Below are 25165 nucleotides of genomic sequence, written 5' to 3'. Positions count from 1 at the left end.
GTAACCCCTAAAAATTCTTATCAAACCAATCGGCAACATTACTACGGATGGTGTGGCGCAGTTGAATGCCGCCGATAAAATTACTGTGTTGTGCTTTGTTGAGCAATGTCACAAGGGCATTTCGACGTTTTGAGAGGAACGGATGGTCAATTTGCCCCGGATCTCCCATCACGACGAGGCGGGTTTCATCACCCATCCGCGTACCGATAAGTTTGAGGGTGGCATTGGTCATATTTTGCGCCTCATCGATGATGACGAATTTGCGTGAGATTGTTGTTCCCCGCATGTGGGCGATATCCATCACTTCGATGTTGTATTTTTTCATAAAGGTTTCGGTTGCATTTTCCCGTTTGACGGAGTTGGTATTTCCAGTATATTCGACCCGTGCATCGATGGAGCGTTTACTTTGGTGTTCAATAGTAAAGTTGATGGCAGAGTAGAGGGGATACATGAAATAACCCAGTTTTTGCTCTTCGTCCCCTTTTCGAAATCCGAGTTCGGCTTGTTGGTCGTTGGAGGTGACGGTGTTACGAGCATAAACAATCCCCTCGACAATCCCCTCGCTCACCAGCTCTAATCCCGCTTGCAACGCTACGAGTGTTTTCCCCGAACCGGTAGACCCAGCAACCACGGTGACGTAGTTTTGGGGATGGGTCATCATGGAGTAATAAAACTTTTGTTCCAGATTGAGCGGTCGAACTAAGTCATCATCGAAGTGTTCACCGAATCGGCGGTCGAAATCACACCACTCTAGGTTGTTATTGACGCTAAACGCGTGACGCTGAATCCCTGTCTCGTAAGTTTCGTTGGTACTGCTAAGGGCTTGTTGGATAAAGGTGAGCTGATTGAAGTTGTGATGCTCCATATCGGTAGGAAATTCAGGGGTTTCGGTATAGGTGTAGGTATAGTTAAAATCGATTGATTCAGGGGACTCGACACTGCTGTTGCGGATGCTCTCGGTAGGGATACCGCGAATTTCTGAGGCAATCCGAAACGACATGTCGTTCGTGAGGAGGGTGAGATCATAATCATCGGCAATTTCGCCGATTTTGGCATCATTTATCCCTTTTGGCTCAGTAAATGAGGAGGAGATACGGTAGTGTTCACGATGGATGATGATAAGCTCGATAAGAGTCTCTTCACCTCCGTGCAGTGAACGGTCATATTTGAGATCGAGCCGATAATAGCGATCCTCTTTGCATTGAGCCGTATCGAGGGTCTCTAAAATACATTCGGGAAGCTCTATGGCGGCGATGGGTTCACCGAAAGCGACATCGGCAAGGCGAAAGAATTCACGTGCCATATAGCCCGCTTCGGAGCGTATGTCGTCTTTTTTACTGTTAAGTTCGGCTAAGACGATATTGGTGATAACGACAGCGTTGGCATTCTCTTGGCTGATTCGTAAAATGTTGGTGGGATCATCGAGGATAACGGAGGTATCAAGTAGGTAGCATTTTTGAGTATCACTCACAAGCAAATCCTTGGAAAAGATTTCCTATGGTAGTGGAAAGTTTCTTAATGGGAGATAATAGCTATTTCGTCATTCCCGCGAAGGCGGGAATCCATCCCCCACTAAAATAAAGCTGGATTCACCCGCAGGGGGCACAATGCCCGCCTTAGCGGGAATGACGGGGAACTTATAGAAATGATTACTTGTAATATCCCTGTAACCCACTCATCGTGCGTCCCATATTGAGTAATACCATATCAGCACATACGAGCGCCGCCATCGATTCGGCAACAACTGACCCGCGTACGGCGACGCACGGATCATGTCGCCCTTTGAGGGAGACGCTAACACTTTCGTTATCGGTGTTCGTACTCTCTTGCTCGATAAAGATTGAAGGGGTTGGTTTGAAATGAACGCGTAATAGCACATCATCCCCGTTGCTCATACCCCCTAAAATCCCCCCAGAGTGGTTGGTTTTAAAGCCGTTGGGTGTGATGGAGTCGTTGTTTTCGCTCGCGAGAAGCTCCGCACTGTGAATCCCCTCGCCGATTTCGACCGCTTTTACCGCATTAATACCCATCATCGCTGAGGCTAACACCGCATCGAGTTTGTAATAAAGCCCCTCACCGAGTCCGATAGGGAGTCCGCTGATTTTTACCGTCGCAACACCGCCGACCGAATCATGAGCGTTTTTTGCCTCCAAAATAGCCGCTTTTTGAGCCTCTTCGACGGAAGGGTCGAGGGCATAGATAGGGCTGTTTTTCGGATACTCAAAGTTTAAATTTTGTGATTCGATACCGTGTATGGCACTGATACCGCTGGCAAAGTCGATTCCCAATATTTTGAGCATCAGTTTGGCTACCGCACCCCCCGCAACCCGCGCGGCTGTTTCGCGGGCACTTGAGCGACCACCTCCGCGATAATCGCGTAATCCGTATTTATGAAAATAGGTAAAATCAGCGTGGCCTGGGCGGAAAATATCTTTGACGTTGGAGTAATCACCGCTTTTTTGGTCGGTATTATAAATCACCATCATGATGGAAGTTCCGGTGCTGAGACCTTCGAATACACCGCTAAGGATTTCGACTTTATCGTCTTCTTTGCGCGCAGTTGCAAACTCGTTTTGTCCCGGTTTACGGCGGTCTAATTCGCTTTGAATATATGCCTCATCGATTGCTAGCCCCGCAGGGACACCATCGAGCATACATCCGATAGCTTTGCCGTGGGATTCACCAAAAGTGCTAATGCAAAAACGTTCTCCGAAGCGGTTCATATTATGTTATCCTTTATTAATTTTATTATTGGAATATATTTTTTATATAATCAGTAAGCATTGTATTCGTATGATTTAATTCTTTTGCAACTTCAACATATTTATTTGCAAATTCAATTTTTCGATATCCATCGTTTTGATCGAAAAAGTTTTTGATTTTATCTTTGTCACTTTCTCTGAGATTTAAACAATAATATGAATTTGTTGCTGAAGTGTCTATGTTATTAGTATCATTTAAAATAGTTTTGATATCAGTATCTTGAAATTTTTTTAAGGTTTCTAAAAATATTATAGGGTCTAAACAATCTTCTATTTCTGTGGGTGGTGTGTGTGTTTTATTTGTTACAGCAACCAATTCAATAATTTTATTTGTGTTTAATAATCTTCTGGCTTTTAAATGATCATACTCTTTTGCTTCAAAATCAATTCTTTGTTTATCTGTATCTATAAGACACAAGATTTTACCTTTGATTGCTTTTTCTTTTTCTTTAAGGGGCAACTCTAAATATTCAAAAATTCTTTTAACTTCTGGTGCTCCACCTACAGGTAAAATACGTAGTTTATTATTTTTAATTTCATTTGATAAATAATGTTCAAAATATATTTTTTCTGAACTTCCTTCACATATTAACCAATTATATGGATCCTCAGATTTTACAGAAGAAACGATTGATTGTATTAAATCATTTAAACTTTTTAAGTTGATATCATCAGGGAGCTCTTTTCTGTTTTGTGTCATGTGTTTTAAAGCTTCTCTATAATTGAATAGATTAAAAGAAGTGATTTTAGAATTTGTTATAAAATGTGCAGTTCCTTTTGAAATAATTGGTAAAAATCCATACCAATGTGTAGTAAGTAGAATTTGATTATTATTAGTTGCTAAATTAAGAAGTTTTTCAAATTGTTCATAGCATTTTGCTACATTTAGTGAAGCTTCCGGTTCATCTATACCTATTATGATTTCTCGGTCAAATTTACCAATTTGTGCTGTTAAAAATGCTTCAGCTATGTCCAAAACTGCTTGTCTTTTTTCGCCTGCACTTAATAATTCTACTGAGAGTAAATTTTGGTTTTGTTCTTTATGTAAGGTTCGTATAGAAAAAAATAATTCAATAATTTTATTTACAATTTCTGCTGGACTTATGTTGATTCGACCGGCTTTACTTTTATATTTATATTTTGTTAAGGCCTTTTCAATATTTTCTACAAATGTATTAAGCGATGTATTAATTTTTTGTAGTTCACCATCTCCAACAGCTTCACGAATTACTTTTTTGATGTCTTGACCCATTAGTTTTTGCATATCAGTCGTTTCAAGCTTTGTAAATTCTTTGATATCAATTTCAACTGGGATATATATATAAGAATATTTTTCTTTGATATAGGAATTAAAATCCTTAAATTTTGATTTAAATTCTTTTTCTTCTGCTAATGTAGATGTATCCTCGTCTGTATTTTTGCTAGTTGAAGGGATAGTTTCTTCTGGAATATTTTTAAAAAGTTCTCTTATTTTTTTATCAAGGGTACTAAAATGAACTTCATTTTCATTAGCACCATATTGTTTTCCTGTAATAACTAGAAAGTGAGTATCTTTGAATTGCAATATTTCATTTTTTATTTTAATAAACTCTTTTGCTTCATCTCTAAAATATTTTTCTTCTAAAGACCATAAATAATTACTAATTGTTTCAATATTTGGATAGTTTTTCTCGGTAGTCTTAAACTTATTTTTTTCAATTAGAAATATAATTGAAATATGAGGAGTATGAGTATCGGTTGTTCCGTGTCGTGATGAAGATTCTTTATTGATATTCCATGGTCGGTCATTAAAGAAAGTATCCAAAGCCTCAAGAATTGAGCTTTTACCAATTCCATTATCTCCAATAATTGCAGAGAATTTATAGCCCTTTGTAATCGGTATATATCTTAAACCTTTGTATACTTTATAATTTTTGAGAAACATACCTACTATCATAAAGCCTCCTTTTCTTCCATTTAAAATGAACAACTATACAGAAAAATTATTGAATAACTAAATATTTCATTTAAGTTCCTTTGAGAGGATGTCGAGGGCAATTTTTGCAGCCTCTTGTTGCGCTTGTTTTTTACTTTTCCCCAATGCGGAAGCGTACCGTTTACCGTCGATAAAGGCGGCAACTTCAAACTCTTTTTTATGGTCAGGTCCGTGAGAGGCGATAAGTTGATAATCGGGGGTGATGCCGAAATGGGCTTGGGTGAGCTCTTGGAGAGAGGTTTTATAATCTTTAAACAATGAGTTGAGCGAAATATCTTCGTGGACAAGTTCGAGAAATTCGACGGTGATATTGCGGACGGTCTCTAATCCTGATTCGAGATAAATCGCCCCCATCACCGCTTCGAAAGCGTTGGCTAAGAGCGAGCTTTTGTTTCGCCCGTTGTTGTTCTCTTCGGCATTTGAGAGGAAAATATACTCACCCAAATGGAGATGGTTAGCCAAAAGGGTAAATCCATCTTCGTTGACCAAAGAGGCGCGCATTTTGGAGAGGTCACCCTCGTCAAATTTGGGAAACTTTTTGTAGAGGTATTCGCCGACGACGAGATCGAGTACCGCATCACCCAAAAATTCGAGTCGCTCATTATTGTAGGGCTGTTTATGGCTTTTGTGCGTCAGCGCTTCAATAAGGAGCTTCGTATTATGGAATTGGTACCCTAGTCGTTGTTGTAGGGTTTGTAAATCGTTCATTTAAATAAAATTCCTTTTAGTAATTTTAATACGCCATCGGAACAAAGTCCCGATTGGCTACGCTAACGCTGAATTCTCTTCGGCAGAGAGCCCGAGCACGCTTGCGTGCTTTTATAGAGCAATCCATTTACTTCTGCTTCATGAATGTGACGGAAAAATTAGAGCAATCCATTTTTAAATTTCTCCGCCTCGTCACGGGCGATTTGGTCGCACCGCTCATTTTCCGGATGACCGTTATGCCCCCGTACCCAAACCCCTTTGATGCGGTGGGGTTTGGAGACGATGAGGTACTCGCTCCACAAGTCGGGGTTTTTGACTTTGGCGAAGTTTCGTTTTACCCACCCCTCTAGCCACTCGTTAATCCCACGGATAACGTAGCTAGAATCGGAGATAATCGTCACATCGCAGGGCTCTTTGAGGGCGCGTAATCCCTCGATAACCCCTAAAAGCTCCATCCGATTGTTGGTCGTATGAACTTCACCGCCGGAGACGATTTTCTCTATCTCGCCGAATCGTAAAATCGCCCCATATCCCCCCGGTCCTGGGTTTCCTAGGGCTGAACCGTCACTGAAAAGAGTTATGGTCTTCAAATCGCTCCTTTGTGAGGCTCATGGTACTCTCAATCGAATCAATCGCACCGCAGTTACCGCAACGGTGAAATGGAAAAAACGAGAGGTGATGACAGCTGTTACAGACGTATTCAAATTGCAATGTTGCTTTTGAATGTCCGCATTTATGGAGGCTTATGAGGGTGTCAAGCTCAAAAATATTGCTTGAGGTTGAAAAATCGCACACCCCTTTGGCACTAAAAAGTTCCCGTAAAAAACTGTTGCGTGAAATTATATCCAAATCAAGATTCTCCGGAGATAATCTCCATAAAATATCGGCGAGTCGGGGTGAGAGGGAGGGGTCAAAATGGCTCCAAGCAAGTTTCGGGGCGTAGGTAAAGAGGTATTCGAAGACGAGATATCCCAGTTTGGCGTGTTGGGTGTAGAGATTTATCAAAAAGGTTGTTTTTTCATCGACGGAGGCTTTTGGGTTGGAGAGGATTTGGCGTGCTTCGAGGTAGAGTTGTTCGCATCCTATCTCCCCTTGGAGTTCGTTTAACGATTCCATCACTTCGAGTGCTTTGTCCCATTGTTGGAGCTGTTCGTAGATTAAGATGAGATGGTGAAGTGCCGCCGGAGTGCGGGGGTGGTTTTGGAGGATTTGGAGAAAGCTTTGGCGTGAACGCTCCAAAAACCCCGCTTTGAAATAGCCCCGTCCGAGTTTGAGCAACACCTCTTTTTCGACGATTTTATCACTTTTTTTACTGAGGAGGGCGAGGTAAATCTCGATACTTTTTTCATAGTTCCCCTGATGCTCGAACCCTTGGGCGAGGAGAAGCCATGTTTCGTTGGTGGTGGTGTTGTGGTGCACTTCGGAGGTGAAGCTTGCGGTGGATTCACCCTCGCTAAATTGCCCTAAAAAGCTCTCCAAATCTTTCCCCTCAGTAACGCTTTTGCGTCGTCCCCACCAGTAGCTGATAAAGGAGAGGAGGAATAAGAGGAGAAAAAAGAGGAGAACGCTAAAGAGGGGGTCGCGAAATTCGATAAAAAACGTATCCATCTAAAACAACCTCTCAATTAATAATTGCATTGATACTTTACCATTAAACTCATTTTTATTGACCGTGTAGCTACAACTGAGGGTTTTGGATTCGGGACACTCTAGGATACGTCGAAACGCGATAAACTCCAATGTTTGGGGATGAAGCGGGTTGGGGCGAAGGGAGAGCCTGCTATGGGATTTATCGCTACCGAAAAGTTTGACTTCACTAACGTGTGCAGAGCGTAAAAGAAATCGCGGTCTGGGGTTCCCCTCGCCATAGGGTTCAAATCTCTCCAGCAGATGGAGTAAATCAGGGGTGATGGATTCAGCGGCAAGCTCTCCGATAATATCGCTTTTTGGGATAAAATCGGCAGAATCGATTGCTCTACCCGCCGTGTTAATCCCCAGTCGAAACGCTTCTACCGCCGATTCACTCATCGATAATCCCGCCGCCATTTTGTGACCTCCGAATTTTTGGAGATGCTCTTCTTGGGATTTGATGAGGCTATAGAGATCGACATTGCCGATACTGCGACCTGAGCCTTTGGCGATACCGTTATGGATGCTGAGGACAATGGCGGGCTTTTGAAAATGGTTGACGAGTCGTGAGGCGACAATCCCCACAACCCCCTCATTCCACCCCTCACCGGCGACGACGATAATGGAATCCTCGGGGTTTACCTCCAGCATTGCCTTAGTGGTGGTGTCGGCCTCGATTTCCTTGCGCATTGCATTGAGTGAGGTGAGGAGTTCAAACTGATGATAAGCCTTCTGGGTGGTATCGGCGCTTAAAAATTCGAGTGCGATAGAGGCATCTTCGAGCCGTCCTGCTGAGTTTAGTCTCGGGGCAATCTGAAAACCGATATCCTCTGAAGATATGCGCGATTTGTTGAGTACGTCTCGAATGATGACGAATGCTGGAATGGGGGAGGTGCTCATCATCTCTAACCCCGCTTTGACGATGGAGCGATTAGCCCCTGTGAGAGGCATCACATCGGCAACGATAGCGAGTGCGAGATAGGGGAAAAATTGGCGCATATCAACATCGAGGTTTAGTTCGGCTTTGAGAAGGGCCATCAATAGCCATGCAACCTGTGCACCGCAAATCTCTTTGAGAGGGTAGGGGCAATCGTGTTGTTTGGGGTTGATGATGGCGTAGGCGTCTGGGAGGAGCTCAGATGGGGTATGGTGATCGGTGATGATGAGATCAATCCCTCGTGCACGACATACTTCGGCAGCTTCGATGGCATTAATCCCATTATCAACGGTAAAAATGACATCGGCATCGATTCGTTCAAGTACACTACGCGAAACACCGTATCCGTCGCTAAAGCGGTTGGGGATAGTGGCAAACAGTGGAGCATTGATGAGGTGAAAAAAGCGCTTTACGATGGCGGTTGAGGTGACACCATCCACATCATAATCCCCGACAAGGGCGATTCTTTCCTTGCGACGGATGGCATCGGCGATTCTTTTAGCCCCTTTGAGGGCATCTTTGAGTTGTGAGGGGTGGGGAATATCGGAGAGTTTTTCACTCTCACACGCAAAACGGCTACGAAGATACGCTTCGAGCATGTGCGTATCTAAAAGGGGAGCCTCAGGCAGTGGTATTGTGCTCAAAAGTCGCCTTCACAAATGCGAGGATAGAAGGGTTCGGGCTTTGGAGATGAGAGGTGAATTCAGGGTGAAATTGTACCCCTAAAAACCATGGATGGTTCGGGATTTCGACCGCTTCGATGAGACCGTTGGACTCACCCGTAATCATCATCCCCGCCTTTTCTAACGCTTCACGATAGATTGGGTTGGCTTCATAACGGTGGCGGTGACGCTCATGAATCAGTTTCTCCCCGTTGTACGCCGCTCGGAGGTTTGAACCCTCTTTGGTTTCACACGGATATTCACCCAAACGGAGCGTTCCCCCCATAGGTGAGTGGTGAGTTCGGAGTTGTTGTGAGCCTGATTGGTCGATAAAGTTGTCGATGAGGTAAATCATCGGATGGGTTGTCGTCGGGTTAAACTCGATAGAGTTGGCATCGGCGTAACCCAAGACATTACGGGCATATTCGACGATAGAGAGCTGCATCCCCAAACAGATTCCCAAATACGGGAGGTTGTTTTCACGGGCGTAGCGGATTGCTTGGATTTTACCCTCAACCCCACGATTACCGAAACCGCCCGCAACGAGGATAGAATCACAATCGCTCAAGAGTGCTTCTGCCCCTTGAACCTCAATCTTTTCGCTGTCAATCCAGTTGATTGCCACGCGGGTATCGAGGTGACCTCCTGAGTGGATAAGGGCTTCGATGAGCGATTTATACGACTCTTTGAGCTCCAAATATTTTCCGACGAAACCGATGGTGACGAGATGTTTCGGGGAGACGATTTTTTTGACCAGTGAATCCCATTGTTCCATATCGGGTTTGAGCTCCCCAAGCCCTAACTCTTTCGCGATAGGGGCGAGGATATTTTGTTGTAAAAAGCTGAGAGGAACGGCATAAATGGTTTGCTCATCCATCGCCTCGATGATACTATCCGAGCTTACGTCACACGCGAGGGCAAGTTTCTTTTTAAACGTTTTTGGGAGTTTTTCTTCACTACGGGCGATAATCATCTGAGGAGTGATACCGATACGGCGAAGCTCTTGGACGGAGTGTTGAGTTGGTTTACTTTTGTGCTCCCCTGCTGCTTTGATGAAAGGGATGAGGGTAACGTGGATAAAAAATGTCCCCTCTACTTCATCATCGTGCTTCATGGTGCGGATCGCTTCCATAAACGGCAATCCTTCGATATCTCCGACGGTTCCACCGAGTTCGACAACGAGAATATCGTGCCCTTCACCCGCTTTTTTGATACGATCAACGATTTCGCCGACGATGTGAGGGACAACTTGGATGGTTTGTCCGAGGTAGCCTCCGGTACGTTCACGCTCGATAACGGAGCTGTACACTTGCCCTGTCGTGAAGTTGCTGGTACGCAAAAAAGAGTCATTTAAAAAACGCTCATAGTTCCCGATGTCGAGATCGGTTTCCGCACCGTCTTTGGTGACGAATACTTCACCGTGCTCTAACGGACTCATCGTTCCGGGATCGACGTTGATATAAGGATCGATTTTGAGCATCCCTACTTTGATACCTGAGTGCTTCAGAAGCGCACCGATACTCGCAGCGGTAATCCCTTTTCCGAGAGAACTGAGTACTCCACCTGTTACAAATATATATTTTGTCATGATTGAATTCCTTAGTGGTATCGGTGAATTTTTAAGTAGGACATTATATACTGTTAACACTTATAAAAGGATAATCGTGGAATCTGGACTTTATTATTTAACAGTTGCATTGGGGATCTCAATCGTTGTTAATCTTATTTTAAAACGGTTCGGTGTCTCCCCTATAATCGGCTATATTATGACCGGTACGGTAGTTGCGTACGGGTTTGATTTGCACCATATGGTTGATAATCATACCTTGGAGATGATTGCCGAATTCGGTGTCGTTTTTTTAATGTTTACAATCGGATTAGAGGTTTCACTACGCCGTTTGGCAACGATGAAAACCGATGTCTTTTTTAACGGTTTTTTGCAAACGACCCTCACCGCAATCGTTTTTTTTATCGCTTCGTTTTGGGTATTTCACCTCGATTTTGCCACCTCACTGATTGTCTCGATGTCGCTTGCCCTCTCTTCTACCGCCGTTGTTTTGACTCAGCTCAAAGCGACGAAAGAGATAACAAGACCTTATGGGCAGCGCTCTATGGGGATTTTAATCTATCAAGATATCGCCGTTATCCCTATTTTATTGTTAATCGGGTTTTTGAGTAACGGTTCTGAAAATATCGCCGCTGTATTGCTCCAAACAACCCTGAGTGCTGTGGTGATTGTAGGGCTTTTGTTTGTTGTGGGCAAGCGGGTGATGGCATGGTTGCTCCATTTCTCCTCTAGCTCGAACGTCGATGAACTCTTTATGGGATCTGTTCTACTCATCGTCGTCGGTGCATCGCTCTTAGTTCACGCCTTTGGTTTTACCTATTCATTGGGGGCATTTATTGCAGGGATGATTATCGCCGAAACCCAGTATCATCACAAAGTCGAAGCCGATATCGCACCGTTTAAAGATCTTCTACTGGGGACATTTTTTGTTACCGTAGGGATGAAGATTGATTTGACGTTTTTTGTTCACCATGTTGCCGAAATTATGGGGATATTGGTTGCTATTTTGGTTATCAAAGCGGTGGTGCTATTTGGGGTGGTTCGGATTTATTCGAAAGCGAAGGTGGCATTTAAAACCGCCATTGCCCTCTCTCAAGTGGGGGAATTTTCGTTTGCGATTTTTGCTTTGGCGGGAAATGCCAAGATACTCGATGAGGATCTCAATCAATTGCTTGTCTTGGTGGTTGTCCTCTCGATTATTTTTACCCCTTTTATCCTCTCGAAAATTGCTTCGATTGCGGGGATATTTTTTACCGAACCGGGTATGACTGAGGATTTTAGCACGTTAGGGGTGCACAATAACCATGTGATTGTCTGCGGATACGGAGTAGTGGGAAAATTTGTTGTCAAAGCGTTGCATGCCGAGGGGGTAACGTACGTTATTATCGATAACAGTTACAAACATGTCCAAGAGGCGTTAGCGGATGGTGAAAAAGCCTATTATGGAGATATGTCGAAAACAGCAATCCTCCAAAAACTTCATACCGAAGATGCGGTAAGTGTTATCGTAACCCTCGATAACAGTGCTAAAAAACGGTTGGTTTGTGAATCAATCTTGACCTATGCACCCCATGTCAAAGTGGTGGTCAAAGTGGTGAGTTTGGAAGAGAAACGGGAGTTGCGAGGTCTCCCGATTAGCGTCACCGTCGATGGGAAAAAAGAGGTGGCGGCTAAACTGGTGTGTGAAGCACTTTATTGTGATATAAAAGAGAAAATTTAATCTTTTTTCGGCTGTTCGGTGACGAGCCATTGGAGATAGTTGATTGACCAATCGAGATCGAGATACGCCTCTTCAATCTCTTGGAGTGGAGCATCGAGATGGCTACGGAGCTCTTTGACTCGTTGTTTGAGATACTGAGCCATAGAGTAGTAGGTATTAAGTGACGTATCGTCTTGGGCTTTAATGATTAAATCTTCAAGCGTTTCGATAAGTGCTGTTTCGTTGGGGAAAATATTTCCCGATTTACGGATGGTGCGTTGCACTTTTTGCAGATGCGCCATATCGAGTTTGAACTTCTCCGACATTAATTTCCTCGTGATCCTGGTTTGATTGCCTCAGAGCCATCTTTACACAACGGACAATTTTCCGGTGCATACATTTCGAAATCAAAATCAGCGAGGGCAAAAAGAGGTTTGTCACTAGGAAGAGCACAATTTACTTTACGCTCTAATGCAGACCCCTCACGTTTACAAAATCCACGGTTAGCGAGTGCCGCAAAACCGACGACGATACCGCCGAGAGCTTCGATAGCCTTTGCCGCTTCCATAGCCGAGCCGCCGGTGGTGATGATATCTTCACAGATGAGGACACGCTCACCCGCACTAATCTCAAACCCGCGACGAATTTGCATCTCACCATTAACCCGTTCGGCAAAAATCGAGCGTTTATCGAGCGCGGTTGCGAGGGCAAAACCGGCAATCAAACCGCCGAGTGCAGGAGCACAAACGGTATCGATTTCCAAACCGCTCTCTTGGATATTTACCGCTAATGCATCGGCAAGAAGTTTTGCGATGCGAGGTTGTTCCAACACTTTTGCCGATTGGAGATAATAGGCAGAGTGATTGCCGGAGCTGAGTTTAAAATGCCCCTCGAGCATCGCGCTCGCATCGAGGTATATTTGTTTAATATCCATCGTAGTTATACCGTCAAGATATCTTGCTCTTTAGCTTTGAGCAATTCTTCGATTTTAGTGATAAATTTATCGGTGATTTTTTGCACTTTATCTTGTGCCCCTTTTGACTCATCGGCGGTTACCAATTTATCTTTTTCGAGCACTTTGATTTTGTCATTGGCTTTTTTGCGATCATTGCGGATTGCTACTTTGGCATCTTCTGCCATCCCTTTGGCTTTTTTCGCCGTCTCTTGACGTTGGTCTACCGTCATTGGAGGGAAGAAAAGTTTGATCTCTGTTCCGTTGTTGTTTGGATTAACCCCGATATCGGCTTTCATAATCGCTTTTTCGATGACATTAAGCATTGATTTATCCCACGGAGAGATGGTAATCGTTGTTGCATCGGTCGCGAGGACGCTTGCCGCTTGATCGATTGGGGTGAGTGAACCGTAGTTATCGACGCGAACGTTATCTAAAATTTTGGTGGTTACACGACCGGTACGTAATGTACGAAAGTTGACGAGCAAGTGATCGGCTGAGCCTTGCATTTTCTCTTCACAAAAAGTGTAAACTTCGTTAAGCATGATTTCTCCTTACTTGGTAGTGTTGGTATCATTGACGATGTTAATACTAGGAGCTTTAACATCATTTTTATCGATCATATCGTCGACAACCGAACTGTTTTTTTGTTGAGCGTAAAAATAGCCCAATGCGATGGTATTAACCACAAATACAAAGCCAAGAGCAAAAGTGATCTTGGTTAAAAAACTCGCAGGTCCTTTGGCTCCGAAAACCGAATCATTAGAACCGCTGTATGCGCCAAGCCCGATGCTAGAGCTTTTTTGTAAGAGTACGGCGATGACGATCATCACCACGAGTACGATTTGTACGATGAGCAAAATGCCAGTCATAGTTATCCTTAGGGTGTTAAAAAAGTTCGCGATTATACCATAGAGTAAATAAGACTCTTATGAAGAGTATTTGTGTTAAAATCGCCTTTTACTGAAATTATAAATAAGGGGTTATGATGTGTAAGAAATGTTCTGAAAAGAAGAAACTAGCCTTTTTCTTTGCGATTATGGTCTCCTTTGTGGCGTATTACATTGCCTATTTTGGTTAAGCCAAGACCAAAAATATCCCTGCTAACAACATAATACTCACCCCTAAAATATCAATAATTTTAAGCGCCCTCTCTCCTCTAGAACTGCTTTTGCGTCGTAATGCACTCCCCAGTGTCGCTGTGATGGCGATGGTAAACCCCATTCCTAAACTCATTACGATGGCACTGAGTGCTCCTAACATATACATCCCCATTGAGAGGGTAAATAAGAATACGACGATTGTTCCGGGGCAGGGGACGATTCCCGCACCCAATATGAGCATCAAATCGGTGGAATTTGAGGTGGTTTTACAGCTATGGCAACCACAACTGCTAATATGGGGAGGGGTTGAACTAAAACTCATGGCTTTGGATTTAGATCGGTAGTAGTTCCATTTTTGACGAGCAAGATAGAATGCGATTCCTACGATGATAATACCACTAAATTTGGTCATATAGAGCGATACATTGGTGATAGTTTGGGAAAACATCGTGTGGACAAATCCGTATAAAATCAGTGTAATAACAAAGGCGCTGATGACATGGGTAAGTGCGATAAGCAAAGCCACACTTATCCCCCGTCCATAACTCCGCTCATTGGTGCTAAAATAGCTCGCCACGAGGGTTTTTCCATGTCCGGGACCTGCCGCGTGGAGGATGCCATAGAGGAGTGAAAAAAGGAGTATTGCACCGATACTGGCAAAGCTCGGGTGCTCTTGCGCTTCGACGAGGGCAGCGTGAATTTTTTCGGTGATGGTACGGAGGCTTCGGCTAAATCCCCCCTGATTTGCCCGATTTTGGATATTTCCCCCTAAGGGTGATGCGAGGGCGAGCGTGTTGGGTTTGAGGGTAATGTTAAGTGTCCCATCATTTCCTTGGGGTACTTTTGGCACAAGCAATGTGGTCGTAAGTTGTGCAGATTTTGGAGGGATAAGGTAAACATTTTTATCGTTGAGATGATAAATAATTCCGTTGTTAAAGGCGGCATTTTTATCATAGGTGATGGAGAGATTGAGGATTTGGTTTATTTTTTCGTTGGTGGGGATGGTAAATCTATAAATCACCAATCCCCTCTCTTGGCGAACGGTAAAATTTTTGAGTTCCTTGAGCCAAATTTTATGGTTATTGAGGGTGGGACGGATAAAAAATCCAAATTCATTCATTTGTTCGATGGCTTTATAGACCTCATATTTTTCGGATGTTTCAAATTGTCCGTTACGATTGAGGTCGAAATCACCTAAAACCATTTGGGAAAACATCGGATCGAGTGTCCACTCTACGTCGATAGAGGTGAGGGTGTTGTTGGAGATGTTTAGATAAAGGTGGGTAAGTACTTTGATATCACCATAGCTACACGCGAGACATCCCCAGCTAAGAGAGAACCATGTGGAGAGGATGACTAGGATTCGGAGCATTGAGGACAGTTCCCTTTGTAGGTGATTGAATTGATTTGATAGCCGTTTAGTACAGGTGCGGGTATCGGTTCTAAACAGCTAATTGTATGACACTGTTGGCAAACGAAGTGAGGGTGAAGTGTATCCGCGAGCTCAAAATAGCGGCGCCCTTCATCCGATTCAATCCCTTGTATAATATTGGCTGTTTCAAAGGTTTGCATATTACGATAAAACGTCGATTTATCCAATGTGGGATCGAGAAGAGAGTACTCTTCAAAACAGATAGGTTGAGATTGATGGGATAAAATAGTGAGTATTTTTTGTCGGGGTTGTGTGAGACGTAAACCGCTAAGGTGGATTTTTTCAGTGAGATCCATATTGATAATACTTCTTAAATTTAAGGTTTATTGCAACTTGGTTGCATTAGAATGCTAGCTGAAATTCATTAAAAATCCACCTAAAATTCTCGAAAACGGATAAATTCATTTTCGTGTTTAATATCAACAAAAGGAACCTGAATTATGGATACAAGACGACTGATAGTTTTTGGCGGTGTGATTGCCGCAATCTTCATAGGGATGACATTTTTTTCTCCGAAGCTTCAGCCGATACCGACATCGAAAGAGACAAAACCGGTGGTATCCGTGAGTACATTTTCTCTTTTGGAAGCGGCACATGCGGTAGCGGGTGATGCGATTGATCTTCACACTATCGTTCCACTTGGGAGCGATGCTCATATGTTTTCACCTAACCCGACACAAGTAGCTGAACTTTCTAAATCAGTACTATTCGTCTATAACGGTGCAGGATTCGAGACATGGGCAGAGGGTCTAAAAAATACCCTTCCAAAAACAATACAGATTCTCGATATGAGCCAACATGTTGCTTTGGAAAAAGGGGGAGAGGAACATCATGATGAGGCTTCTGATGACGAACATACTCACCACCACGGAATGTATGACCCTCACTATTGGCTCGATATTGATAATATGATTAAAATGACGCAGACGCTGGATGGTGAGTTCTCCAAGTTAGCTCCCATAAAAGCGGAACAATTTCATAAAAATGCCGCTACCTATATTGCTGAACTTGAAAAACTAAAGTCAGAATATACTACAGGCTTAGCTGAGTGTAAAAATCGTACCTTGATTTCCAACCACGACGCATTCGGTTATCTCACCCATGCCAATAAACTCGAAAATGTGTCGGTCATCGGACTCTCTTCGGATGAACAACCGAGCGCACAAACGGTTTCACATATTGTCGAATTAATCAAAGAACACGGGATGAAAACAATCTTTTTTGAAGAGCTAATCAACGATAATGTCTCCCAAACGATTGCCCGTGAGACAGGTGCTCGTGCAGTACCGCTTCAACCGCTTGAAAATATTAGCGAAGATGAGTTAAAATCACATCAAACCTATCTCTCCATCATGCGGGAGAACCTGAAAAAATTACGAGAAGCGATGGAGTGCCGTTGAAATTTTCCCCTAGCCTTTTTGAAGTGAACCACCTCAACTTTGAACGGCAGGGGAATTTGGTCCTCAAAGATTCAACGTTTAAAATTTTACCAGGGGAATATTGCGCTATCATCGGGCCCAACGGTGGTGGAAAAACGACCCTTGTTCGCCTTTTATTGGGTCTTGAAAAACCGACATCGGGAGAGATAAAACTTTTTGGTACGCCTCAAAATCGTTTTCGCGATTGGAACCGTATCGGTTATGTCCCTCAACGCTCCGCCCTTGTGGATAGTTCATTTCCCGCGACTGTACGCGAAGTAGTGGGGATGGGACGCTATGCCAAACGGGGGATTTTCGGATTTGAATCCGCCGAAGATAAAGCTGCGATTGCGGAGGCGATGGAGCTGATGGGAGTCTCTGATTTATCGGATCGCCTTATCGGAAACCTCTCCGGCGGTCAGCGTCAGCGGGTGATGATTGCCCGTGCTCTCGCCTCTAACCCTGATGTTTTGATCGTCGATGAACCTAACACAGGGGTCGATGTTGAATCACAGCACCGTTTTTATGAGCTACTTCGTACCCTCAACCGTACTAAAAAACTCTCTATCCTCTTTATCACTCACGATGTCGGGGTGATTGCCGAGGATATTACCCGCGTTTTATTTGTCAATCAAAGTGTATTGGTTTCCCAAAATCCTGCCGAAATGATCCGATGTGACGAGATGAGCCGACTCTATGGAACGCCTGCCCATGTTATATGTCATAACCACTAGGATGCCGAAATGATAGAGATGTTACAGTATCCGTTTATGCAACGCGCTTTTGTCGCAGGGTTGATGATTGCGATCCTCGCGTCGCTCAGCGGTTCGTTTATCGTCCTTCGCCGCTACTCCCTTCTCAGTGAGACATTAGCCCACGTCTCACTCGTCGGTGTCGCGGTGGGATTACTCCTTGGGATGAGTCCGTTGTGGATGGCGGTGTTAGCCTCATTGGTCGCCTCATGGCTGATCGAGTATTTGCGCAGTGTTCACGGGATGTACTCCGATTCGGTACTCGCGATTTTCCTCTCAGGCTCCCTCGCTCTCGCGATCGTGATCGTCTCGCTGGCAGGGTCGTTTAATGCCTCGCTCTTTAGCTATCTTTTCGGCTCTATCCTCTCGGTCAGTACGCAAGATTTGTGGGTGATGGGGATTGCAGGCTCTATCGCGATGGCACTCTTGATTACCTTTTTCAAAGAGCTTTATTTTATTGCGTTCGATGAAGATGTTGCCCGTGCGGGGGGTATTCGTGTCACCCTCCTTAACTTCATGCTCGTGAGTGTTATCGCCGTCATTATCGCCCTCTCGATTCGGGTGGTCGGAACCCTTTTGATCGGGGCATTGATGGTGATCCCTCCCGTCGCCGCAATCCGATTTGGGATGGGGTTTTATCCGACAACCCTCCTCTCTATGGCGATTGCATTGGTTTCGGTAGTGATCGGCTTGAGTGCATCGTATCTCTTTTCGTTGCCGAGCGGTGCAGCGATTGTTTTGTGTTTGTTGCTCATCTTTATCATCGCATTGGTCATTAACCGCCGATGAGTAATGCGTGCCATGAGTTTTCCCGCTACGCCGCAGAGTATGGAAGTCGTAATGTCATTCAGCGTCTCGTCGCGGATAAACTGATTGCTTCTACCCTTGACCAACCAAAACGTATTTTAGATTTGGGATGCGGAAACGGAACCCTCTTCTCGTTGATCGATTGGGAAATTGAGCGTTTTGTCGGAGTCGATTTTTCTGATTCTATGCTTTCCCATCATCCCATATCCCCGAATGTCGAGTTGATCTTGGGAGATTTCAACGACCCCGCATTGTTTGAGAGACTGGGTAATGAGCACTTTGATCGCATTTACTCTGCTTCCGCGTTGCAGTGGGCGGAGGATTTGGATCGTGTTATGGAGTCTCTCGCTTCCCTTAACACCCCGATGTCATTGGCGATCTTCACTGCGGGCACCTTTAAAACCTTACATGAGTGCGCGGGAGTCACTCCGTTGCTCCGAAGTAGTGATGAAGTGATGGCGATTGCCGAGAAACATTTGGATGCCCGTTTTGAAGTGCTTCACACTACGTTAGAGTTTGATTCGGTGCGGGAGATGTTTCGTTATATCAAGCGCAGTGGTGTAAGTGGTGGGCGAAGAGTTCTCGATTTTTCACAGACGAAGCGGTTGATGGAAACGTATCCGTTGGAGTATCTTGAATTTGAGGTTGTGTTTATTACAACCCCATCTCACTAAACAGCGGTCTCTCTTCCACCGCTTCATTCATACATTTCTCTCTTAGCTCTTCCAACATAGTATAGATAGACCCCTCTTTGGTAGGACAGAGCGAGAGCATATCTTCCAATAAACATCCGAACGCCCGCACTTCGATCCTCTCGAACTCTTTGCGGTGGGGTTCATAAAAACTTGCCGCACCGAAATCTCCCAGATAGCAGTGGTCATCGTCGTTGATAAGGATGTTGTGGGCGTAGAGGTCGCCGTGCATGAGTCCTCGTGCGTGCAGATGCGCCGCCGCAGAAGCGATCCCTTTTGCCACTGCGTAGATGCTCTCAGGGGTGAAGGAAGTTTCCTCGGTGAACGTATCACGGGTACAGGTCTCAAAATCGGGGGGAAGTCCCAGATTGCGATAATCTTTGGGAATGTATTCGAGTACTAACCCCAGCCGCTCGTCTCCCGCGAGTTTTGAGAGGACTTTGATGAGGTTCGGATGTTCGCCCGTACTCATGGTGGCATTCATCTCATCGTGTGCGTATCCGTCACTCGTGATAGCGCCTTTGAACACTTTTAGGGCAACGGGGTGGTCATGCTCTTTTGAGTAGGCTTTGTAAATATCTCCCGAAGCCCCCGAACCCAATTTTTCTTTGACCTCTAACGATTCATAAGGTATCTCTTGAAGCTCAAATTGAGCCTTGGGACTGCATGGATTTCCTGAAAAGGCAAGCCAAGAGAGTTTCGGCAGATTCCACAGCCATGAGGGGATTTCTCGAAGGTTATTGGCTGAGAGTCGAAGGAGTTCGAGATTTTGGCATGCTGCCATCTCATCAGGGAGCGTTTCGAGGCGGTTTCCTGCGAGGGGAAACTTTTGGAGTTTGGTAAGTTTTCCGATAGAGCGAGGGAGGGTTCTGAGACAGTTATCGGTTAGAATCAGCCAGTTGATATCCAGCGGGAGGATATCTTCGTCAAACTCTTCGAGTTGATTTCCTTTAAAGCCTAGCATAGTGAGATTAGGACATCCGCTAAAAGAGGGGAGTTTAGTAAAATGGTTATAAGAAAAAAAAGCGATTCGAAGCTTGGTGAGTTTACCGATATCGTGCGGTAGAGAGGTAAGCGCGTTATGGCTCAAATCCAAAATCTCCAATGTATCTGCGAGATCAAATATCTCTTCGGGAAATGAGGTGAGGTTCTCGCTGAGCGTTAGCCGCTTGTTCCCTTTGAGGTCTCCTGCGCGAAGTTGTTCTAATGTATCCATAATGCCTTTTCCAATTCACTTAAGATTGGAATATTATCGAATCTAACCTTTTTATGGTTTGTCTATAAGAAAGAAAGGAGTGAAATGCCTTTTATAATCTATGGTTACTTTAGCAGAATAAATTAAATTGAAATGGATGCCAATTTTTGATTTAAAGCGTTATACTATCCATTAATAAGATAAAAACCGCATGGGGAGATTTGATATGATTGGAATTGAAAAATATGCTAACCTCCAAGAGGTTATGCCTCAGCTACTACCGGTATTGGTCCATGCAGTACAGTCAGAATTTTTGGAGATTAAACATCTTAACAAAGAGTGCGAAAAATACATTGCAGCGTGTGAACAATTTCCAGAATTGAAAAATGGGGAATATGTTATTTTTTCTCAGCACATAAAGAAAAATGAGCACAAACATGAAATTTTTGTTTTTATTGACGGAGATGGAAATACTATTAAGCATTTGACAGGAAGAGAAATGGAGTTGTACGGATTATTAGATTCGTGTTCAAATCTGAATCTTTCGGAAGAATACATTGCAGAACATCAACATTGTCATGATGATGAATGCCGTCACTGAGCTGTTAAGTTTATTTTTTCCAGTGTATAAAGCTCATAACGGATGGTTTTAAATTGCTCGCTCAAAGAGGGGTCAACTATTTTATAAAGCTCTTCCAAAACACGGGAAGATTCTTGAGCCCTTTTGTAATTAGCGATAATAATACTTTTTAAATCTGTTCGATTCATTTCACTTTCCATTGTGGGGCGCAACACATCGTTAACACTGTCTCGTGAGGCAAGAAGTTCTTCGATGGGTTCGATACGACACAGATGGCGAAGATTTTTGAGAGAGGTAGAGAGTTCCTTGTCATTGTGAACATAGCGCGCTATATCCTCAATCACACGGAGTCCCTCTTTGAGGCGGTTAAGGTTGGCATCGACCACCCGGAGAAGTTCCGGTGGAAGAGTGTTACTCGTCACGGCCACCGAAAATCCCGAAAAGTTGAAGTAATGCGGTGAAAATATTCAAGAAATCCAAATAGAGTGCAAGAGCACCGTCGATCGGCGTTTCATAATTACCATTCATGATGTTTTGAGTATCAAAAATGACCATAATACTGAACAACACGACAACGACACCCGAAATAGCAACGGCGATTAAAGGGTTACCTAAAAAGATATTCAAAATTGAAAAACCTACGATTACCAACATGGCGATCATAAGAGGTTTACCATAAGTAGTAAAATCACGTGTTGTTTTGATGGCATAAAAACTCATTGTAGCAAATACTACCGAAGTCATAGCGAATGCATTTCCGATAATAGCACCACCGCCTGAAAGTCCTAGTGTTCGAGCTAACAACGGAGCGAGCATAAGTCCTGTCATAAACACAAAACCAAACATTACCGCGAGATTGATTCCCGGTTTATGTTTAACGAAATGCAAACCGATCAATAGAGCAATCTCAACAATAAATAAAGGGATGAAAAGCCCTTGAATAGTACCTGCTAAGGGTACACCGACATACGCACCAACCGCGCCAGCCATCATAGAGGCAGCAAACAGTTTATAAGTATCTTTCACAAATGTGACAATATTTGCCTCATTGCGTGAGATCCCCTCATACCCCATAGCACCTTGTTGTGCATAATCACGATCATATAAAGCCATAGCTTGTTCCTTATAGTGGAAAATTTAACAGTGCGATTATACAATAGATTCATTAACTCTCTATATGAGCTACAAGATAATTTTTTTTTGTCATCCTGTAAAAAGTAATTTTCTATATATAATGTATATAAAGGGCAAAAAGAGAGGTAATATTGTTACAAATAATTACAAAATGGCACTTAATTTAAATCTTTTTACAAATTCTTTTAAATTCTTTCGAAAAGCTCTTGACATTCATTTCATTTTCCCCTATAATTCCCGTCCACAAACGATGAGACGCTTCGAAAGAAGGGTTAAGTTTGAGTTTGAGATCATTGAAAACTAAGTAGAAATGGCGGTCAGGCGGATGCTTGAACGACATTTTAATAATGTCAAAACAATACAACAACCGTCTATTTACTTTCTACTACGGTAGACCAAAAAGTAAAATAGATACAACAATTTATGAAGCCAATGATTTAAAATCTTGGGTCATAGGATTGGACAAACCAATTATGGAGAGTTTGATCCTGGCTCAGAGTGAACGCTGGCGGCGTGCCTAACACATGCAAGTCGAACGATGATGGAGAGCTTGCTCTCCTGATTAGTGGCGCACGGGTGAGTAATGCATAGATAATGTGCCCCTTAGTTCGGGATAGCCACTGGAAACGGTGATTAATACCGGATACTCCTTCTTGTTATAAGACAAGTCGGGAAAGTTTTTCGCTAAGGGATCAGTCTATGTTCCATCAGTTAGTTGGTGAGGTAATGGCTCACCAAGACAATGACGGATATCTGGTTTGAGAGGATGATCAGACACACTGGAACTGAGACACGGTCCAGACTCCTACGGGAGGCAGCAGTGAGGAATATTGCACAATGGAGGAAACTCTGATGCAGCAACGCCGCGTGGAGGATGACGCATTTCGGTGTGTAAACTCCTTTTAAGAGGGAAGATTATGACGGTACCTCTTGAATAAGCACCGGCTAACTCCGTGCCAGCAGCCGCGGTAATACGGAGGGTGCAAGCGTTACTCGGAATCACTGGGCGTAAAGGGTGCGTAGGCTGGCTTCTAAGTCAGATGTGAAATCCAATGGCTCAACCATTGAACTGCATTTGAAACTGGGAGCCTAGAGTTCAGAAGGGGCAGATGGAATTAGTGGTGTAGGGGTAAAATCCGTAGATATCACTAGGAATATCAAAAGCGAAGGCGATCTGCTGGGATGATACTGACGCTGAGGCACGAAAGCGTGGGGAGCAAACAGGATTAGATACCCTGGTAGTCCACGCCCTAAACGATGAATGCTAGTCGTCGGGGAGCTCGTCTCTTCGGTGATGCACTTAACAGATTAAGCATTCCGCCTGGGGAGTACGGTCGCAAGATTAAAACTCAAAGGAATAGACGGGGACCCGCACAAGTGGTGGAGCATGTGGTTTAATTCGAAGATACACGAAGAACCTTACCTGGCCTTGACATGGTAGGAACCCTTAAGAGATTAGGGGGTGCTAGCTTGCTAGAACCTACACACAGGTGCTGCACGGCTGTCGTCAGCTCGTGTCGTGAGATGTTGGGTTAAGTCCCGCAACGAGCGCAACCCTCGTCCTTAGTTGCTAACAGTTCGGCTGAGCACTCTAAGGAGACTGCCTTCGTAAGGAGGAGGAAGGTGAGGACGACGTCAAGTCATCATGGCCCTTACGGCCAGGGCTACACACGTGCTACAATGGGGCGTACAGAGAGCTGCAATACCGCGAGGTGGAGCCAATCTCTTAAAGCGTCTCTCAGTTCGGATTGTTCTCTGCAACTCGAGAACATGAAGCTGGAATCACTAGTAATCGTAGATCAGCTATGCTACGGTGAATACGTTCCCGGGTCTTGTACTCACCGCCCGTCACACCATGGGAGTTGATTTCACCCGAAATCGGGATGCCAAACTGGCTACCGCTTACGGTGGAATTAGCGACTGGGGTGAAGTCGTAACAAGGTAACCGTAGGAGAACCTGCGGTTGGATCACCTCCTTTCTAAGAGTAACGAGGAACCATTCATTTGGTTGCCTCATCTTAAAAAATCTCACATGAGTCTTGTATTTGTTTGACAGTCATTTTCTACTTAGTTTTCAGTGATCCATGTTATTTGACATAATACATTGGGTTTGTAGCTCAGCTGGTTAGAGCACACCCCTGATAAGGGTGAGGTCGATGGTTCGAGTCCATTCAAACCCACCATAAGATCACTTATCTGGGGAATTAGCTCAGCTGGGAGAGCGCCTGCTTTGCACGCAGGAGGTCAGCGGTTCGATCCCGCTATTCTCCACCAGAGATCAGAATAAAAAGTCTGATTCAAGTACTTAGTTTAGAGTATTTGAATTAGACTTTTAAAGTCTAAATGTTATTTGAATTATTATTGTTAAGTCGTCAACTAAATATACAAACGACAGATTTTAATGAGCATTGCTTATTGAAGAATGTCAATTATGTATTTTAAACATAACTACAAATTTATTTTACTGTCTTATTTTTAATAAGGCGGTGAAGCGCGAATTAGAATAAAGATATTACTTCTCATAACTGCTATTGATGCAAAAGCAATAGTAGGAGAGTAATTGAAAAAGATATTAAGAGCCATAGGTGGATGCCTTGGCTGGTAGAGGCGATGAAAGACGTACTAGGCTGCGATAAGCCTCGGGGAGCTGCCAAGAAGCTTTGATCCGGGGATTTCTGAATGGGGCAACCCACTGTATCGAGAGGTACAGTACCCTGCGGGGGGCGAACCTAGGGAAGTGAAACATCTCAGTACCTAGAGGAATATAAATCAAACGAGATTCCCAAAGTAGCGGCGAGCGAAATGGGATTAGGGCAAACCGATCACTTGTGATCGGGGTTGTGGACTGCATACGGTATTGTGGAATGATAGAAGAATGAGTTGGAAAGCTCGACCATAGAGGGTGATAGTCCCGTAATCGAAATTATGAAGCAGCTAGCAGTATCCAGAGTAGGTCGGGACACGTGTTATCTTGACTGAAGCCGGGGGGACCACCCTCCAACCCTAAATACTACTACCAGACCGATAGCGAACAAGTACCGTAAGGGAAAGGTGAAAAGAACTGCGGTGAGCAGAGTGAAATAGAACCTGAAACCTATGGCTTACAATCATTCGGAGCCCTATTCTTTATGAAGGGTGACGGACTGCCTTTTGCATAATGA

At 44.0% G+C, this 25165-nt stretch carries 23 protein-coding genes, 2 tRNA genes and 2 rRNA genes; 10 read left to right on the top strand and 17 right to left on the bottom strand.

Annotation, left to right across the window (positions count from 1 at the left end; genetic code table 11):
* Window positions 1-7 precede the first annotated feature (7 nt).
* The 8 genes from PHC76_RS12685 to PHC76_RS12650 form a co-directional block, all read right to left on the bottom strand.
* A complete protein-coding gene (locus PHC76_RS12685) occupies window positions 8-1471 on the bottom strand; it encodes a PhoH family protein (protein ID WP_299972716.1) in 1464 nt (487 codons plus the stop codon).
* Window positions 1472-1649: 178 nt separating this feature from the next.
* Window positions 1650-2723 (bottom strand): chorismate synthase, encoded by a 1074-nt coding sequence (gene aroC, locus PHC76_RS12680; protein ID WP_299972714.1) that lies wholly within the window; start codon window positions 2721-2723, stop codon window positions 1650-1652.
* Between the two features lie 25 nt (window positions 2724-2748).
* A complete protein-coding gene (locus PHC76_RS12675; RefSeq protein WP_299972712.1) occupies window positions 2749-4698 on the bottom strand; it encodes an AAA family ATPase in 1950 nt (649 codons plus the stop codon).
* 66 nt (window positions 4699-4764) lie between these two features.
* On the bottom strand, window positions 4765-5445 hold the full coding sequence (gene rnc, locus PHC76_RS12670) for a ribonuclease III (protein WP_299972710.1): 681 nt from the start codon (window positions 5443-5445) through the stop codon (window positions 4765-4767).
* Window positions 5446-5603: 158 nt separating this feature from the next.
* A complete protein-coding gene (rnhA, locus tag PHC76_RS12665) occupies window positions 5604-6035 on the bottom strand; it encodes a ribonuclease HI (protein WP_299972708.1) in 432 nt (143 codons plus the stop codon).
* Entirely contained in the window at window positions 6010-7053 is a 1044-nt protein-coding gene (locus tag PHC76_RS12660; protein WP_299972706.1) for a tetratricopeptide repeat protein, read from the bottom strand. The genes rnhA and PHC76_RS12660 overlap by 26 nt, the downstream gene beginning before the upstream one ends.
* Complete coding sequence (recJ, locus tag PHC76_RS12655) at window positions 7054-8655, bottom strand: single-stranded-DNA-specific exonuclease RecJ (RefSeq protein ID WP_299972705.1); 1602 nt, start codon at window positions 8653-8655, stop codon at window positions 7054-7056.
* On the bottom strand, window positions 8633-10261 hold the full coding sequence (locus PHC76_RS12650; protein WP_299972703.1) for a CTP synthase: 1629 nt from the start codon (window positions 10259-10261) through the stop codon (window positions 8633-8635). Before PHC76_RS12650 ends, recJ begins: the two co-directional genes overlap by 23 nt.
* A 76-nt stretch (window positions 10262-10337) precedes the next feature.
* On the opposite strand from PHC76_RS12650, the gene PHC76_RS12645 reads away from it, so the two are divergent.
* Complete coding sequence (locus tag PHC76_RS12645; RefSeq protein ID WP_299972701.1) at window positions 10338-11960, top strand: cation:proton antiporter; 1623 nt, start codon at window positions 10338-10340, stop codon at window positions 11958-11960.
* Here PHC76_RS12645 and PHC76_RS12640 read toward each other — a convergent pair.
* The 6 genes from PHC76_RS12640 to PHC76_RS12615 form a co-directional block, all read right to left on the bottom strand.
* Window positions 11957-12265, bottom strand: coding sequence for a hypothetical protein (locus tag PHC76_RS12640; RefSeq protein WP_299972700.1), 309 nt, complete (start codon window positions 12263-12265; stop codon window positions 11957-11959). The two genes, PHC76_RS12645 and PHC76_RS12640, sit on opposite strands and share 4 nt — an antisense overlap.
* A complete protein-coding gene (pyrE, locus tag PHC76_RS12635) occupies window positions 12265-12873 on the bottom strand; it encodes an orotate phosphoribosyltransferase (protein WP_299972698.1) in 609 nt (202 codons plus the stop codon). The genes PHC76_RS12640 and pyrE overlap by 1 nt, the downstream gene beginning before the upstream one ends.
* 5 nt (window positions 12874-12878) lie before the next feature.
* Window positions 12879-13436, bottom strand: coding sequence for a ribosome recycling factor (gene frr, locus PHC76_RS12630; RefSeq protein ID WP_299972696.1), 558 nt, complete (start codon window positions 13434-13436; stop codon window positions 12879-12881).
* Window positions 13437-13445: 9 nt separating this feature from the next.
* Entirely contained in the window at window positions 13446-13763 is a 318-nt protein-coding gene (gene secG, locus PHC76_RS12625; protein ID WP_299972694.1) for a preprotein translocase subunit SecG, read from the bottom strand.
* Between the two features lie 205 nt (window positions 13764-13968).
* The gene (locus PHC76_RS12620) at window positions 13969-15366 is read right to left on the bottom strand and encodes a DUF1007 family protein (RefSeq protein ID WP_299972693.1); all 1398 of its coding nucleotides are present in this window, start codon (window positions 15364-15366) and stop codon (window positions 13969-13971) included.
* On the bottom strand, window positions 15351-15722 hold the full coding sequence (locus tag PHC76_RS12615; RefSeq protein WP_299972692.1) for a transcriptional repressor: 372 nt from the start codon (window positions 15720-15722) through the stop codon (window positions 15351-15353). Before PHC76_RS12615 ends, PHC76_RS12620 begins: the two co-directional genes overlap by 16 nt.
* Before the next feature lie 144 nt (window positions 15723-15866).
* On the opposite strand from PHC76_RS12615, the gene PHC76_RS12610 reads away from it, so the two are divergent.
* From PHC76_RS12610 to PHC76_RS12595, 4 genes are read left to right on the top strand one after another with little or no spacing between them, the layout of a single operon-like run.
* The gene (locus tag PHC76_RS12610) at window positions 15867-16826 is read left to right on the top strand and encodes a zinc ABC transporter substrate-binding protein (protein ID WP_299972690.1); all 960 of its coding nucleotides are present in this window, start codon (window positions 15867-15869) and stop codon (window positions 16824-16826) included.
* A complete protein-coding gene (locus PHC76_RS12605) occupies window positions 16817-17578 on the top strand; it encodes a metal ABC transporter ATP-binding protein (protein ID WP_366519969.1) in 762 nt (253 codons plus the stop codon). Before PHC76_RS12610 ends, PHC76_RS12605 begins: the two co-directional genes overlap by 10 nt.
* A 9-nt stretch (window positions 17579-17587) precedes the next feature.
* Window positions 17588-18385 (top strand): metal ABC transporter permease, encoded by a 798-nt coding sequence (locus PHC76_RS12600; protein WP_299972686.1) that lies wholly within the window; start codon window positions 17588-17590, stop codon window positions 18383-18385.
* Window positions 18382-19077 carry a methyltransferase domain-containing protein gene (locus PHC76_RS12595; protein WP_299972684.1) on the top strand — a complete coding sequence of 232 codons (696 nt, stop codon included), beginning with the start codon at window positions 18382-18384 and terminating at the stop codon, window positions 19075-19077. The genes PHC76_RS12600 and PHC76_RS12595 overlap by 4 nt, the downstream gene beginning before the upstream one ends.
* On the opposite strand, the gene PHC76_RS12590 is transcribed toward PHC76_RS12595, so the two are convergent.
* Window positions 19058-20311 (bottom strand): protein kinase, encoded by a 1254-nt coding sequence (locus PHC76_RS12590; protein ID WP_299972683.1) that lies wholly within the window; start codon window positions 20309-20311, stop codon window positions 19058-19060. The genes PHC76_RS12595 and PHC76_RS12590 overlap by 20 nt on opposite strands.
* A 205-nt stretch (window positions 20312-20516) precedes the next feature.
* On the opposite strand from PHC76_RS12590, the gene PHC76_RS12585 reads away from it, so the two are divergent.
* Window positions 20517-20891, top strand: a complete 375-nt coding sequence (locus tag PHC76_RS12585; RefSeq protein ID WP_299972681.1) for a hypothetical protein — start codon at window positions 20517-20519, stop codon at window positions 20889-20891.
* Here PHC76_RS12585 and PHC76_RS12580 read toward each other — a convergent pair.
* Together PHC76_RS12580 and PHC76_RS12575 are read right to left on the bottom strand one after the other, a co-directional pair.
* Complete coding sequence (locus PHC76_RS12580) at window positions 20885-21292, bottom strand: thiamine-phosphate pyrophosphorylase (RefSeq protein WP_299972679.1); 408 nt, start codon at window positions 21290-21292, stop codon at window positions 20885-20887. The genes PHC76_RS12585 and PHC76_RS12580 overlap by 7 nt on opposite strands.
* Window positions 21282-21983 carry a Bax inhibitor-1/YccA family protein gene (locus PHC76_RS12575; RefSeq protein WP_299972677.1) on the bottom strand — a complete coding sequence of 234 codons (702 nt, stop codon included), beginning with the start codon at window positions 21981-21983 and terminating at the stop codon, window positions 21282-21284. Before PHC76_RS12575 ends, PHC76_RS12580 begins: the two co-directional genes overlap by 11 nt.
* A 491-nt stretch (window positions 21984-22474) precedes the next feature.
* On the opposite strand from PHC76_RS12575, the gene PHC76_RS12570 reads away from it, so the two are divergent.
* The 4 genes from PHC76_RS12570 to PHC76_RS12555 form a co-directional block, all read left to right on the top strand.
* Window positions 22475-23983: ribosomal RNA gene (locus PHC76_RS12570) — 16S ribosomal RNA — on the top strand.
* 127 nt (window positions 23984-24110) lie between these two features.
* Window positions 24111-24187: transfer RNA gene (locus tag PHC76_RS12565), tRNA-Ile, on the top strand.
* Window positions 24188-24202: 15 nt separating this feature from the next.
* Window positions 24203-24278, top strand: a tRNA-Ala gene (locus PHC76_RS12560).
* A 288-nt stretch (window positions 24279-24566) separates the two neighbouring features.
* Window positions 24567-25165 (top strand): 23S ribosomal RNA (locus tag PHC76_RS12555); the annotation flags it as partial.

Origin of the sequence: Sulfuricurvum sp., assembly GCF_028710345.1 — a bacterium.
In the GTDB taxonomy this organism is placed as follows: Bacteria; Campylobacterota; Campylobacteria; order Campylobacterales; family Sulfurimonadaceae; genus Sulfuricurvum.
The sequence above is the reverse complement of the archived record's forward strand: the minus strand, read 5'-3'. Positions and strand labels throughout refer to the sequence as shown.

Excerpts from the sequence above, each read along its gene's own strand:
- secG (WP_299972694.1), bottom strand. The coding sequence starts at position 13,763 with ATGACTGGCATTTTGCTCATCGTACAAATCGTACTCGTGGTGATGATC.
- PHC76_RS12660 (WP_299972706.1), bottom strand. The coding sequence starts at position 7,053 with ATGGATACGTTTTTTATCGAATTTCGCGACCCCCTCTTTAGCGTTCTC.
- PHC76_RS12640 (WP_299972700.1), bottom strand. The coding sequence starts at position 12,265 with ATGTCGGAGAAGTTCAAACTCGATATGGCGCATCTGCAAAAAGTGCAA.
- PHC76_RS12600 (WP_299972686.1), top strand. The coding sequence starts at position 17,588 with ATGATAGAGATGTTACAGTATCCGTTTATGCAACGCGCTTTTGTCGCA.
- PHC76_RS12590 (WP_299972683.1), bottom strand. The coding sequence starts at position 20,311 with ATGGATACATTAGAACAACTTCGCGCAGGAGACCTCAAAGGGAACAAG.
- PHC76_RS12620 (WP_299972693.1), bottom strand. The coding sequence starts at position 15,366 with ATGCTCCGAATCCTAGTCATCCTCTCCACATGGTTCTCTCTTAGCTGG.
- aroC (WP_299972714.1), bottom strand. The coding sequence starts at position 2,723 with ATGAACCGCTTCGGAGAACGTTTTTGCATTAGCACTTTTGGTGAATCC.
- PHC76_RS12575 (WP_299972677.1), bottom strand. The coding sequence starts at position 21,983 with ATGGCTTTATATGATCGTGATTATGCACAACAAGGTGCTATGGGGTAT.
- PHC76_RS12610 (WP_299972690.1), top strand. The coding sequence starts at position 15,867 with ATGGATACAAGACGACTGATAGTTTTTGGCGGTGTGATTGCCGCAATC.
- PHC76_RS12675 (WP_299972712.1), bottom strand. The coding sequence starts at position 4,698 with ATGATAGTAGGTATGTTTCTCAAAAATTATAAAGTATACAAAGGTTTA.
- PHC76_RS12595 (WP_299972684.1), top strand. The coding sequence starts at position 18,382 with ATGAGTAATGCGTGCCATGAGTTTTCCCGCTACGCCGCAGAGTATGGA.
- pyrE (WP_299972698.1), bottom strand. The coding sequence starts at position 12,873 with ATGGATATTAAACAAATATACCTCGATGCGAGCGCGATGCTCGAGGGG.
- frr (WP_299972696.1), bottom strand. The coding sequence starts at position 13,436 with ATGCTTAACGAAGTTTACACTTTTTGTGAAGAGAAAATGCAAGGCTCA.
- rnc (WP_299972710.1), bottom strand. The coding sequence starts at position 5,445 with ATGAACGATTTACAAACCCTACAACAACGACTAGGGTACCAATTCCAT.
- PHC76_RS12615 (WP_299972692.1), bottom strand. The coding sequence starts at position 15,722 with ATGGATCTCACTGAAAAAATCCACCTTAGCGGTTTACGTCTCACACAA.
- PHC76_RS12585 (WP_299972681.1), top strand. The coding sequence starts at position 20,517 with ATGATTGGAATTGAAAAATATGCTAACCTCCAAGAGGTTATGCCTCAG.
- PHC76_RS12650 (WP_299972703.1), bottom strand. The coding sequence starts at position 10,261 with ATGACAAAATATATATTTGTAACAGGTGGAGTACTCAGTTCTCTCGGA.